Origin of the sequence: Pigmentiphaga sp. YJ18, from assembly GCF_038066655.1 — a bacterium.
Lineage (GTDB): Bacteria > Pseudomonadota > Gammaproteobacteria > Burkholderiales > Burkholderiaceae_B > Pigmentiphaga.
The window spans coordinates 56,164-68,048 of the sequence record NZ_JBBUKU010000004.1 but is presented as its reverse complement, the minus strand read 5'-3'; the positions used below and the strand labels follow the sequence as shown (position 1 = coordinate 68,048).

11 protein-coding genes and 1 other RNA gene are annotated in these 11,885 nt (G+C 68.3%); 5 read left to right on the top strand and 7 right to left on the bottom strand.

What is annotated here, in order from left to right:
• Position 1: 1 nt before the first annotated feature.
• The 4 genes from WKR98_RS22650 to WKR98_RS22635 are packed head-to-tail and all read right to left on the bottom strand — an operon-like array spanning position 2 to position 5,040.
• Positions 2 to 973 carry an NAD-dependent epimerase/dehydratase family protein gene (locus tag WKR98_RS22650; protein WP_341434737.1) on the bottom strand — a complete coding sequence of 324 codons (972 nt, stop codon included), beginning with the start codon at positions 971 to 973 and terminating at the stop codon, positions 2 to 4.
• The gene (locus tag WKR98_RS22645) at positions 970 to 2,655 is read right to left on the bottom strand and encodes a GMC family oxidoreductase (protein WP_341434736.1); all 1,686 of its coding nucleotides are present in this window, start codon (positions 2,653 to 2,655) and stop codon (positions 970 to 972) included. The genes WKR98_RS22650 and WKR98_RS22645 overlap by 4 nt, the downstream gene beginning before the upstream one ends.
• Positions 2,656 to 2,680: 25 nt before the next feature.
• Positions 2,681 to 4,147 carry a hypothetical protein gene (locus WKR98_RS22640; RefSeq protein ID WP_341434735.1) on the bottom strand — a complete coding sequence of 489 codons (1,467 nt, stop codon included), beginning with the start codon at positions 4,145 to 4,147 and terminating at the stop codon, positions 2,681 to 2,683.
• Between the two features lie 11 nt (positions 4,148 to 4,158).
• Complete coding sequence (locus WKR98_RS22635) at positions 4,159 to 5,040, bottom strand: SLBB domain-containing protein (RefSeq protein ID WP_341434734.1); 882 nt, start codon at positions 5,038 to 5,040, stop codon at positions 4,159 to 4,161.
• A gap of 217 nt (positions 5,041 to 5,257) precedes the next feature.
• Here WKR98_RS22635 and WKR98_RS22630 point away from each other — a divergent pair, with 217 nt between their 5' ends.
• From WKR98_RS22630 to WKR98_RS22620, 3 genes are read left to right on the top strand one after another with little or no spacing between them, the layout of a single operon-like run.
• A complete protein-coding gene (locus WKR98_RS22630) occupies positions 5,258 to 6,046 on the top strand; it encodes a WecB/TagA/CpsF family glycosyltransferase (RefSeq protein WP_341434733.1) in 789 nt (262 codons plus the stop codon).
• Positions 6,047 to 6,057: 11 nt separating this feature from the next.
• Entirely contained in the window at positions 6,058 to 7,449 is a 1,392-nt protein-coding gene (locus tag WKR98_RS22625; RefSeq protein WP_341434732.1) for an undecaprenyl-phosphate glucose phosphotransferase, read from the top strand.
• A 12-nt stretch (positions 7,450 to 7,461) separates the two neighbouring features.
• Positions 7,462 to 7,674, top strand: coding sequence for a SlyX family protein (locus WKR98_RS22620; protein ID WP_124690461.1), 213 nt, complete (start codon positions 7,462 to 7,464; stop codon positions 7,672 to 7,674).
• A gap of 15 nt (positions 7,675 to 7,689) precedes the next feature.
• Here the strand turns inward: WKR98_RS22620 and recR are convergent, their stop codons facing one another.
• Genes recR through WKR98_RS22605 form a run of 3 tightly spaced genes read right to left on the bottom strand, consistent with a single transcriptional unit; the run spans position 7,690 to position 10,699 of the window.
• The gene (gene recR, locus WKR98_RS22615; RefSeq protein ID WP_124690462.1) at positions 7,690 to 8,301 is read right to left on the bottom strand and encodes a recombination mediator RecR; all 612 of its coding nucleotides are present in this window, start codon (positions 8,299 to 8,301) and stop codon (positions 7,690 to 7,692) included.
• 11 nt (positions 8,302 to 8,312) lie between these two features.
• Positions 8,313 to 8,639, bottom strand: a complete 327-nt coding sequence (locus tag WKR98_RS22610) for a YbaB/EbfC family nucleoid-associated protein (RefSeq protein ID WP_124690463.1) — start codon at positions 8,637 to 8,639, stop codon at positions 8,313 to 8,315.
• Complete coding sequence (locus tag WKR98_RS22605; protein WP_341434731.1) at positions 8,636 to 10,699, bottom strand: DNA polymerase III subunit gamma/tau; 2,064 nt, start codon at positions 10,697 to 10,699, stop codon at positions 8,636 to 8,638. Before WKR98_RS22605 ends, WKR98_RS22610 begins: the two co-directional genes overlap by 4 nt.
• 273 nt (positions 10,700 to 10,972) lie before the next feature.
• Here WKR98_RS22605 and ffs point away from each other — a divergent pair.
• Both ffs and trxA read left to right on the top strand, forming a co-directional pair.
• Positions 10,973 to 11,070, top strand: an RNA gene (gene ffs, locus WKR98_RS22600) — signal recognition particle sRNA small type.
• 321 nt (positions 11,071 to 11,391) lie between these two features.
• Positions 11,392 to 11,718: a thioredoxin TrxA gene (trxA, locus tag WKR98_RS22595; protein ID WP_124690465.1), complete on the top strand. Its 327-nt coding sequence runs from the start codon at positions 11,392 to 11,394 to the stop codon at positions 11,716 to 11,718.
• Positions 11,719 to 11,885: the final 167 nt, after the last annotated feature.

Sequence of the window (11,885 nt, the reverse complement as noted above, 5' to 3'; positions counted from 1 at the left end):
GTCAGTTCCTCGTTTCTTCCGATTGCCCGGGCCGGCTGGCCAGGGATTCCGCCAGGCCGGTCTCGAGGGTTGTCCATTGCATGCCGAGCACCTGCTCCGCGCGCCGCACGTCCAGGCGGATGTCCTGCTGCCACAGCCGCAGCAGCGCGGGCGAGATCACGGGCGGCAGGCCGCGCAGACCGGCCTTGCCGCCGGCGATCTCCAGAATTTTCAGGGGCGGCGCCAGCACCTTGCCTTCCAGCTTGAGCCGCCGGGCGGTCACGCGCCGCACCGGCACCGCGCCCATGGCGCGCGCCAGGCGCATGAAATAGACATTCCAGTTGGGGGCGCCAGCCATCGCGAGGTTGAACGCGCCGTCCGCGCCCCGTTGCAGCACCGCGGCGGCCGCGGCCACGACGTCGTCGACATGGACGAGGTTGCTGCATCCGTCGCCCGCCGGCCCGAGATCGCCCAGGCGACGGGCCCGCAGCAGGCGCACGATGCGCTCGGTCCACTGCGGACTGCCCGCGCCGTAGATGCAGCCGGGCCGCAGGATGCCGACCTGGGGCACATCCGCCAGCAGCGCCTCCGCCTGGATCTTGGCACCGCCATAGGACTGGGCCGGCAGGCTGGCGAAGGGGTGGTCCTCGTCCACCCTGCCGACGGCGTCGCCGTAGACAGCCATGGAACTGAAATGCACGATGCGCAGCGGCCGCGAGCGCGAGGCCTGGACCTCGGCCATCGCGCGTGCCGTGGCCACCATGGCCTCGGCGCTGCCCGCCACGCAATTGACCAAGGCGTCCACGCCGGCCGCGGCCTGAGTCAGGGACGATGTATCGGTAGCCTCGCAGAAGACGGTCTCGATATCACCACCGGCGACCGGCTTGCGCCGCGTCGCGGCCACGGGCTCGGCCCAATCGGAGGCATGCAGCGCGGCGGCAAGCCGGCGGCCGACGTAGCCGGTGGCACCCAGGATCAGGACACGGGTCTTCATGTGGGACTCCCAGGGTCGGCCGGCTCACCGCCGGCATGCCGGACCTGCAGGTGCCGCGCCAGGCGCAGCGCCAGCGCGACGAGGGTCAAGGTGGGATTGGCCTGGCTGGACGTCGGGAACACCGCCGCCCCGGCCACGTACAGGTTCCGCACCTCGTGGACGCGGCAGTTCCTGTCGACCACGCTGGTGCGCGGATCGTCGCCCATGCGCGCCGTGCCGATGTGGTGGCCGCCGTAGGCGCCGTAGCGCGTCATCTCCCGCTCGACCACGCCAGGATCGTAATCGAATTCGCCGATGCCCGAATCCCGGACGTCGGCCGCCAGCAAGGCCAGGGATTTCTGCACCGTCGCCACGTCCTGGCGCGTGTAGCGCCAGTCGACGTGCAGCCGCCGCATGCCGAGTTCATCGACGGACGCCCCCAGGCTTACCCGGCTTTCCCGATTGGGTTCCTGCTCGGCATGGAAATCCAGGCTGTAGCGCTCGGTCCGGGGGTAGACGATGATGGAAGGAAATTTGCGTGCGGCCAAGGTCCTGTCGCGCAGCCAGTGCCACAGGAAGCCCACCACCGACGGCGCGCCCCGCAGCACGTTCACGCCGTGCCGCAGCCAGGCCCCCACGGTGACCCGCTCGTCGCCATGCAGCCGCTTGGCGTACTCGTAGGGCACGAACGCCCGGGCCAGGAACAGCAGCGACAGGATGGCGGTTCCGTGCGCGGGATCGGTGATCCTGGGGTGATGCAGCCGGGCCACGAAATTGCCGATGCCCTGCTCGCGCTGGACGCCGGGCCGCAGCGCCAGCCGCCGCCGGCAATACGTGCCGTCGTCGGCGACGTCGTAGCCGTGCCAGGCGCGATGGGGCGGCGCCAGCACGAGGTTGCCTATGGTGCCGGCCAGGTGGCACATGTAGTAGCGGCCCACGACGTCGTGCGCGTTGCCCAGGCCTCGTCCCGTGCGGCCAGGACTGTTCAGCAGCAGCCGGACCACCTCCAGGCCGCCCGCGGCCAGCACCACGCTGTCCGCCGACACGGCGAAGGTCTTGCCATCGAGCGTCTTGAATTCCACGCGACGGATCGCCTCGCCGGCCTCGTCCAGCTCCAGCCGGGTCACGTTCGCGTGCAGGACGACGCGCAGGTCCGGCGCCGTCCGCAAACGCTGGAGGTAGCGTCCGCCGAAATTCGTGGGACAGCTGAAGCGCTCCAGCGTATGGGTGGAGAAGTGGCTTTCGTCGAAACCGTCCAGCATGGGCCGGCGCGGCCCCGCGAATGCTTCGGCCATCGTGTAGGCATAGTCGCCGGCCTCGCACCAGGCATTGGCTGCCGGATAGTAGGGAGCCAGGTCCTCGGCGCCGATGGGCCAGCCGCTGCCGGCGATATACGGGCGGGCCTCGAAATCGATGGGATCCAGGGGCATGCAGCGTCCGCCCCAGATCGTGGTCGAACCGCCCAGTTCGCGCTGGCGGTAGCGATCGAGCGGACTGTGCAGCGCGGCGTCCTCGACCGTGCCTTCGTACAAGGCCTGCGTGCGCGGCTCGGGCTCCTGGCCGCCCGCCTCCAGCACGATCACGTCCAGGCCGGAATCGGCCAGCGAGAGCGCCATGGCGATGCCGGCCGCGCCGGCTCCCACGATACAGATGTCGGCGTGCAGCCGGGCGTCCTGCGGCAGCGTGTTGGCGTCGAGCAACATGGTGGGCCTCAGGAAAAGAAAATCGTCATTGGTCGCACATCCGGGTATCCAGGTAGCGCGGCGCGTCGCACTCCTCGCGCATGTACAGGCGCGACGGACGCGGCGAGCCATTGTCATACATCAGGGTGACCCCGGCGCGGACCACCGTGCCGCCGTAGCCCGGATACCCGGCCCCGCTGACGCGCTCGCGCCAGCCGTCCAGGGTCAGCAGCACGCGGGGATTCATCTGCCATTCCAGGCGCGGGCCCACGCGCCAGCTCATCGTCTCGGACGTGCCGCCCGCGCCGATGCGATAGTTCTTCTGCCGTTCCCGCACGACGTTCAACGACAGCCAGGTCTTCTCGCCCGCCTGCCAGCGCATGCTCACCCGGCCGCCGGTCAACGTGGAGTACAGCGTGGAAGGGTCTTCCTCGTTGCCGAACGGCCGGTGCCACAGGTGGACGTGGAACGCGGTCTTCACCGAATAATCCCAGTACGCGCGCAGCTCGGCGGTGACGAAATCCACGTTGCGGTCGGTCAGTGTCGCGTACCGGCGCTGGCGCCATCCCGCGTAGCCTTCGAGGGCCGTCCTGGCGCTGTAGTGCCAGATGCTGTTCAGGAAGAACTCCGTGTCGGTGTAAGCCCGGTCCAGTTGCTGTACCTGCAGCGGCGTGCGGTCCGGATAGCTGCTGCGCACCCGCGACACGCCGGCCATCACATAGGAGTTGTCCCGGCCCATGAGGCGGCCGGCAAGCTGTATCTGGCTGTCGTCCCGGTTGTACAGCTGCTGGTTCAGCGCGAACTCGTTGCGGGAGGACGTGCGCGAAACACCCAGGATCGGCAGCGTCAGCGACTCGGTCACGCGCAGTCCGATGTCGGCGTTGAACACCCGCTGCTTGAGCAGGTCGCGCTCGGGCCAGCTGGAGGCCATGTAGCGGTTGAGCCGGACCCGGTCGGATATCGAGGCGCTGCCCTGGAGCAGATCGCCGGCGTGCCACTGCAAGGTTGTCTTGAGCGCGTGGGGATGGTGGTCGAGCTGCCCCTGGTGCCGGTAATCGACATTGCCGAAGGCCGCCGAGGTCAGCAGCCGCGTGCGCTCGGACGCCAGGGGAATGATCGCGGCCGCACGCACCTCGTCGCCCACGGCAAGATCGCTGCGGCGCCGGTCCCCCACCGTATCCGGCAGGCGGTAGGGGTTGCTGACCTGCTGGATCACGCGGGAGATCTGGACCGAATATTCGATGCCCTCGGGAAAGACCGGCGAGCCCGCGCCCAGGCCGCGGCGGGTCAATGGCGCCCGCCCGGCCTCCGGGTCGGGGGAAGGTGCCGGCCCGGCGGGTTCGGGCGGCTTCGGCGCCACGACGCCGACGGTCTTGGCGATGACCGCCTCGATCATCGCGTCCGCGCCGGCATCGGACTGGGCGGAGGCCACGGACGAGGCGGCGCACATCAACACGGCGGCTGCCAGCGGTATCGCCGGCGGCCAGACAGAGGAATGCTGGTGCGCGCGCACGCCCGCCCCGGCTAGAAAAAGCGTTCGTCGACGTAGATGACGTCGCCGGCGGCAACCGGATCGTCCAGGTTGACGCGCTGCTTGCGTTGCTCGCCCGTGCCGGGATCCGGCCGGCTGATGCTGATGCGGCGCTCGGAAGCCCGCTGCGTGAGCCCCCCGGCCAGCGACAGCGCGCGCATCACGTTCAGGCCCCGCTCCATGGGATAGGCGCCCGCCCGCGTGACTTCGCCGTAGATGTAGAAAACCTTGGCCTGCGGCACATAGACGACGTCGCCGGCCTGCAGTTGCAGGTCTTCGACGGGACGCTCGGGCAGGCTCTTGTTGCCGATCAGCAACTCCATGCGGCGCTGGCCGCTTTCGGCCTGGCCGTCCTTGCGCAGGACGACGGCGACGTCGTCGGCGTTGTCCTTCAGGCCGCCGGCCTGGGCCAGCAATTCCAGCAGCGTCAGACTGCCCTCGATGGGATAACGGCCGGGCTTGGCGACGCTGCCGAGGATGGACGCCATGCGGCTGCGGACCCGCAGCACCTCGATCGCCACCTGGGGATCGTTCAGGTAACCGCGCTGGCGCAGTCCGTCGGCGATTCGCTTGGCGATGGCCGAGGGGGCCTCGCCCCCGACGGCCATGTCGCCCAGGAAGGGCACCACGATGTGCCCCCGGACGTCCAGGGTGACCTGGGCGGCCAGTTCGGGCTGGCCGTAGACTGTGAGATACAGCGTGTCGCCCGGCCCCACCGTGGCGACGGCGCCCCCTTCGACTTCGGAGGGCACGACGGTTGCCGGCGCCAGGCGTCCGGGATGAGGCATCTCATCGGCGGCGTAGGCGGTACCAAGCGCCAGCCAGGCCACCAGCGCCGCCAGCATCCTGGGCAGACATATGCGTAATTGCCTCAAAACTACTCCATTGAAGTCGCGGAAACGCCCGCTAAAATCATCACGCCGATTATAGAGGGGGATCAGGGACGGACCGCAGGTGCGACATTCTCGCAGAACAGCCTGGCAAAGGAACAGCAAACAACTCCAAGCCGGGAAATAACAGGCGCAATTTTTTGTAGCATTCTTCCGGCGTTCCTCCTGCCCCGCGCTTACCACGCCCGTCCTCCATTTCGACATGCCTACACACTCTGCCCAGCCCGATATCGTCCGGATGCGGCTTTTCGACCTGGATATCATCGCGGCGACCTTTCCCGAGGCCGTCGCGATCCTGACCGACGCCGTCGCCAGCCGGCGCGGGCCGGCGGGCATCGTGTCGACCCCCAACGTCGACCACGTGGTGCGCCTGGACAAGCAGCCCGATCTCCAGCCCATCTACCGCCAGGCCGAATACCTGTTCGCCGACGGCATGCCTATCGTCTGGGCCAGCCGCCTGCTGGGCCGTCCGCTGCCCGAGCGCGTGACGGGCTCGGACCTGTTCGTGGCGCTCTGCCAGCAGGCGGTCGCGCACGGCTGGAAGATCGCGATCCTGGGCGGCATGCCCGGCGACGGCCCCATGCTGGAAAGCCGCTTCGCCGCCACCTATCCCGGCATCGACGTCACCGTGATGACGCCGTCGATGCGGTTCGACCCGCTGGGCGACGAAGGGCGCGAAGCCGCGGACCGCATCCGCGCCCTGGCGCCCGACCTCGTCTTCGTCTGCCTGGGCATGCCCAAGCAGGAAACCTGGGCCGGCCGCTATGCCGCCACGCTGCCCCACGGGCTGGTGCTGTGCGTAGGAGCGGCCATGGAATTCGCCATCGGCCTGCAACGGCGCGCGCCGCGGCTGGTCCAGCGCGTGGGCATGGAGTGGCTCTGGCGCCTGCTCAGCAATCCCGGCAGGCTGTGGCGGCGCTATCTGAAGGAAGACCCCCGGTTCTTCGCCATCTGCTGGCGGGAATATCGCTCCGGCGTTCGCGGACGCTGACAGGAAACCCCATGGCCACCAGCCGCCTCCCCTCCCACCAGCGCATGTTCTACAGCATGGCCGCCATCGGAGCAGCCGTGATCGCGCTGCTCTGCCATGCCGCCACCAGCGTCTATTTCGGGCGCCAGCCCTCGAACGAGGACGGGGCGCTGCTGCTCGTCATCGCGCTGGCCACCGGCATCGCCTACTACCGTTTCGAACAGCTGCTCAGCACGCGGACCATGGCCTTCATGCTGTGGCGCGCCATCCTGACCTGGTCGCAGGTGGTCATGGTGACGCTGCTCGCCTTCATTCTGCTGCCCATCGAGCACCGCAATCTGGGCCGGGAAATCCTGCAGGCCTGGGCCTTCCTGACACCCGTGGCGCTGCTGCCGGGCCTGGCGCTGATGCGGCTCAGCGCGCAACACCTGTACGGCGCCAGCCAGTACGTCCGCCGGGCCATCTTCATCATGCCCGGCTTCCAGGCCCAGACCCTGGCCATCCGGCTGCGCCGCTCGCCGGCCATGGGCATCCTGGTGGACGGCTACTTCGACGACACCCCGCGGCAGGAGCCGCTGGACTCGCTGCCCTACCTGGGCGACCTGCCCCAGGCCGTCGAACACCTGAAGGAACAGAAATCCAACGTCGCCTTCATCAGCATGACGCTGATGAAGACCCCCTACGCCCAGCCCATCCTGAATCAGCTGGGCGATTCCACGTCGGCCATCTACCTAATCCCGGAATCGCCCGCGCTGGGCGATTTCGAGGTCAGCGTCAGCAACATGGCGGGCGTGCCCCTGCTGCGCCTGCACGACACCCAGATCCTGGGCATCGCGCGAGGCATCAAGCGCTGCATGGACCTGCTGTTCGCCGGCCTGATGCTGCTCGCGGCGGGCATCCCCATGCTGGTGATCGCGGCGCTGGTGCGGCTGAGCTCGCCCGGCGCTGTCCTGTTCCGCCAGACCCGCTATGGCCTGGACGGCGAGCCGATACAGGTCATGAAGTTCCGGTCCATGTACACGCACCAGCCGGACCCCGGCAAGATCCACCAGGCTACCCGGGGCGACCCACGCATCACGCCCGTGGGCCGGATCCTGCGCCGCACCTCGCTGGACGAACTGCCCCAGCTGTTCAACGTCTTCAACGGCAGCATGAGCCTGGTCGGCCCGCGCCCCCATGCCGCGGAACACAACGAGTTCTACCGGCAGCAGATACGCGGCTACATGCTGCGCCACACGGTCAAGCCGGGCATTACCGGCTGGGCTCAGGTCAACGGGCTGCGCGGCGAAACCGACACGCTGGACAAGATGATGAAGCGGGTGGAGTACGATCGCTACTACATCCAGCACTGGTCGCCCTGGCTGGACATCCGCATTCTTTTCATGACCTTGCGTCTGATTGTCCACGACAGCAAGGCCTATTGACGACAGCCCCACATGCCCGACACGCCTGCCCCCCAGCGACTGATGGAAGTCGAGATCAAGCTCGCCTTCATGGAAGACCTGGTCGAGCAATTGAACGAACTGGTCTACCGGCAGCAGCAACAGATCGATGCGCTGGCGCGCGAGCTGGCCCGGGTCCGGGAACAGAGCACGCAGGGACCGGCCGCGCCGGCATCGCTGCGCGACGAGATCCCTCCGCACTACTGAAACGGAAAAGCGCACCTACGGCGCGCGGCGGTCCATCAGCGCCCAGGCGATGGTGCCGGCATCGACGTATTCCAGCTCGCTGCCGGCGGGCACCCCGCGCGCCAGCCGGGTCACGCCCAGGCCCTGCGCGCGCAGCAGCTCGGCCAGATAGTGGGCGGTGGTCTCGCCTTCGGTCGTGAAATTGGTGGCCAGGATGACTTCCCTGACCTGGCCGTCGGTGGCACGCTCGAGCAGGCGGTCGAAACCGATCTCGTGCGGCCCCACGCCCTCGAGCGGGGACAGCCGGCCCATCAGGACGAAATACAGCCCGTTGTAGCTGTGGCTGGCCTCGATCATGTTCTGGTCGGCCGGCGTCTCGACCACGCACAGCAGGCTGGCGTCGCGGCGCGGGCTGGCGCAGGTTTCGCAGATCTCGGACTCGGTGAAGGTATTGCAGCGCACGCAATGGCGCAGCCGGTCGACGGCGTCGCCCAGGGCCTGGCCCAGCATGCGGGCGCCGTGCGGGTCGTGCTGCAGCAGGTGATAGGCCATACGCTGCGCCGACTTGGCGCCTACCCCCGGCAAGCGCTTGAGGGCATCGACCAGTACCGACAGCGGCGCCGGTCCGACGAATCGATCGCCTGCCATGACCGTCCCGCTCAGAAAGGCAGCTTCATGCCCGGAGGCAGGGGCAGGCCGGCGGTCAGCGCGGACATCTTCTCCTGGCTCGTGGCTTCGGCCTTGCGCAGCGCGTCGTTGAGCGCGGCCGCCACGAGATCCTCCAGCATGTCCTTGTCGTCGGCCAGCAGGCTGGGATCGATGGCGACGCGCTTGACGTCGTTACGGCAGGACATGGTCACCTTGACCAGTCCGCCGCCGGAGACGCCCTCGACGAGCATGTCGGCCAGCGCTTCCTGCGCCTTCTTCATGTTTTCCTGCATCTGCTGCGCCTGGCGCATCAGGCCGGCAAGCTGTCCTTTCATCATGGCTGGGTTCCTTGTTGGGATTCGGAAGATACCGGGCGGATCGAATCGGGCACGATCTGGCCGCCGAAATTGTCGAGCAATTCACGTACGAAGGGGTCGGCCATGATCGCGCGCTCGGCCTCGGCCTGGCGCGCCTGGCGCTCGGACTCGGCCACCGCGAAGGCAGTGGCGTCGCCGGTCTGGCCGATCTCGAAGCGCAGCCGCACAGGCACGCCGAAATGCTGCTCGAGCACGACGCGCAGGCGCTCGACTCCCGCGCCTTCGGCCAGCCCGCGGGTCGCGACCTTCAGCACCACGGTGCCGCCTTCGACGCCCACCCACTCGCTTTGCTGCGCGAGCTGGGCGGCGATGCCCTTGATAGGCAGCCGCGCCGCCAGCACGGGCCAGGGCTCGTTCAATGCGATGGGACTGCCGTCCGCTCCGGCAGCGCCTTCGCCGCCACGGGGGGGCGCCGCCTGGACCAGGGGTGGGGCCGGCACGGCGGGCGCTTCCCGTACCACGGGCGGCTTGGCGGCCTGGGCCTGCGGCCGGACGGCCGGCGCGGGACGAGCGGCCACCGGCATCGTGTCCGGGGGACCCGCGTCGTCGGGCTCGAACGACGGTGACGGCCCGTCCTGCAGCCCGGCTTCGATCTCCGAGTGCCAGGCAGGCGGCCCGTCTTCGTCGGCACCCGCCCCGTCCGGGGGCGAGGCCGGCGCCGGTGCCGGCGCGGTCCGCGCCGTGTTGCCGGCGGGCCGGGCGGGCGCCGATGCGGGCGCACGCTTGTTGCCGGCCATCGACATGTTGCGGGCGGCGGCCAGCGCTTCGGCCGCCGCCGACGCACGGGCCGGCGCGGCAGGCGCGGGCGCAGGCGCAGGCGCACGCGCGGCCGGCGGCACCGGGGCAGGAGCCGGCATCGACGCGGCCACCGCGGGCGCCGCCTTCAAGGCCGCGGATCGCGGGGCCGGCGCGGAGGCTTCCTGGGATACCCCCTGCGGTTCGGCGGTGAACGCCAGCATGCGCAGGCAGGCCATCACGAAACCGGCGTATTCGTCGGGCGCCAGCGCCAGTTCGGCGCGGCTGTGCACGGCAATCGAATAGAACAGCTGGATCTCGTCGGCGGAGAATTCCGTGGCCAGCCGCTGGATGTCCGCCGCCAGCGGATCCTCTTCGGACACCGCGCCCGGCACGCGCTGGGCCATGCCCATGCGCGACAGCATCACCGCCAGGTCGGCCAGCGCCCCGGCATACGACAGGCTGCGCGCCGCCAGCTCGTCGGCCACACCCACCACGCCGGCGCCGTCGGCCGCCCGGATCGCGTCCAGCAGCCGCACCAGGTGGCGTTGGTCGATCGTGCCCAGCATGCCGCGCACGGCCTCTTCCGACAGGTTGCCGGCGCTGTAGGCGATGGCCTGGTCGGTCAGCGACAGCGCGTCCCGCATGGAGCCGCGCGCCGCCTGGCCGATCAGGCGCAGGGCCGGGACCTCGAACGGCAGTTGTTCATCCGCCAGCACATGCTCGAGGTGGCCGACGATGGACTCCGGCGGCATCTGCTTGAGGTTGAACTGCAGGCAGCGGCTCAGCACCGTGACCGGTATCTTCTGCGGATCGGTGGTGGCCAGGATGAACTTGACGTGGGGCGGCGGCTCTTCCAGCGTCTTGAGCATGGCGTTGAACGCATGCCCGGTCAGCATGTGCACTTCGTCGATCATGTAGACCTTGAAGCGGCCGGAAGTGGGCGAATAGACCGCCTGCTCGAGCAGTTGCGTCATCTCGTCCACGCCCCGGTTCGACGCGGCGTCGAGTTCGAGGTAGTCGACGAAGCGGCCGGCGTCGATCTCGGTGCACGCCCGGCACTGGCCGCACGGCGTGGCCGTGATGCCGGTCTCGCAATTGAGCGATTTCGCCAGGATGCGCGACAGCGTGGTCTTGCCCACTCCGCGCGTGCCGGTGAACAACCAGGCATGATGCAGGCGCTGCGTGGAAAGCGCGTGCGTCAACGCACGCACCACGTGTTCTTGTCCGACCAGCGTATCGAATGAACGCGGCCGCCATTTACGAGCCAGCACCAGATATGTCATAGGGGATATTGTACCCCCCTACGCCCTTCGGGCGCCCCCCAGGGGGCGGCACTGGCGGACCGGCAAAGCCGGATCCGCGGTGCCCTGGGTCTAGTGCGGTTTTCTTGGTTTGTGCCACTGTTGCTACCGCTGGCAGCCAGCGAAGCACGGGTGCCATAAACCAAGAAAACCGCACTAGACCCAGGATGCGGTGGATCCGGCTTTGCCGGTCCACCCGCATCGCCCCCCTGGGGGGCGCGCGTAAGCGCGTAGGGGGGGTGCTATACTGGCATTGGCGGGCCCCTTCGCATGGCGGAGCGGTGAACCTGGTCAGGTCGGGAACGAAGCAGCCATAGCTGTAAACCGTCAGTGCCGAAGTCAGGCTCGCCACCCAATTCCCTTGCCGGGGCTATAAAAACCACACTAGCCGGGCCGGCACTTGGAAAAACCGCTTTATTGCGGTTACCATTGGTTCATCTCGGGCTCTACGCCGACCGATTCCGGCGCCTACCTGCCCCGCTCCCCTCGCGTTTCGCGCTTCCCACGCATCGCCCAGGGGTACTCCCGTCAGGATCCGCGCATATAAAAAAATTCCCCTCAGGGGTCTGGAATCCAAGCACACGCGCCCACATATATCTAACGAATCACATATCCGTTTACCGCGCACTGCACCACTCTTCCTGCGCTTTGCGCACACCTCCAGAAGGAAAACCATGAGCGACGCGATCAAGCACGTGAGCGACTCCAGCTTCGATGCCGACGTACTTCAAGCCAATGAGCCTGTCCTGGTCGATTACTGGGCAGAATGGTGCGGTCCCTGCAAGATGATCGCCCCCATCCTGGAAGAGGCTGCCACCCAGTACAAGGGCAAGCTGACGGTTGCCAAGCTGAACGTCGACGACAACAACGCCACGGCCGCCAAGTACGGCATCCGCGGCATTCCGACCCTGATGCTGTTCAAGAACGGCCAGGTCGTGGCCACCAAGGTCGGCGCGCTGTCCAAGTCGCAGCTCACCGCCTTCCTGGACAGTTCGCTGTAAACAGGTAGCAAGACACGGACCGGCCCAGAGCCGGTCCTTTCCGATCAACCTTTACCACGCCCTCTCCTTGCGCACCGGCGGCGCGCCCCGGCCTCGGGATCCAGCCCTCCGCCTCAAGAGCACCAGACTCTCCGCGCAAAATCCTCCCACGAGGACGTGTCACCACC

Bases quoted from the DNA above. Each gene is read 5' to 3' on its own strand.
- WKR98_RS22630 (WP_341434733.1), top strand. From the start codon at position 5,258: ATGCCTACACACTCTGCCCAGCCCGATATCGTCCGGATGCGGCTTTTC.
- recR (WP_124690462.1), bottom strand. From the start codon at position 8,301: ATGGCAGGCGATCGATTCGTCGGACCGGCGCCGCTGTCGGTACTGGTC.
- WKR98_RS22610 (WP_124690463.1), bottom strand. From the start codon at position 8,639: ATGATGAAAGGACAGCTTGCCGGCCTGATGCGCCAGGCGCAGCAGATG.
- WKR98_RS22620 (WP_124690461.1), top strand. From the start codon at position 7,462: ATGCCCGACACGCCTGCCCCCCAGCGACTGATGGAAGTCGAGATCAAG.
- WKR98_RS22605 (WP_341434731.1), bottom strand. From the start codon at position 10,699: ATGACATATCTGGTGCTGGCTCGTAAATGGCGGCCGCGTTCATTCGAT.
- WKR98_RS22650 (WP_341434737.1), bottom strand. From the start codon at position 973: ATGAAGACCCGTGTCCTGATCCTGGGTGCCACCGGCTACGTCGGCCGC.
- WKR98_RS22645 (WP_341434736.1), bottom strand. From the start codon at position 2,655: ATGTTGCTCGACGCCAACACGCTGCCGCAGGACGCCCGGCTGCACGCC.
- WKR98_RS22625 (WP_341434732.1), top strand. From the start codon at position 6,058: ATGGCCACCAGCCGCCTCCCCTCCCACCAGCGCATGTTCTACAGCATG.
- trxA (WP_124690465.1), top strand. From the start codon at position 11,392: ATGAGCGACGCGATCAAGCACGTGAGCGACTCCAGCTTCGATGCCGAC.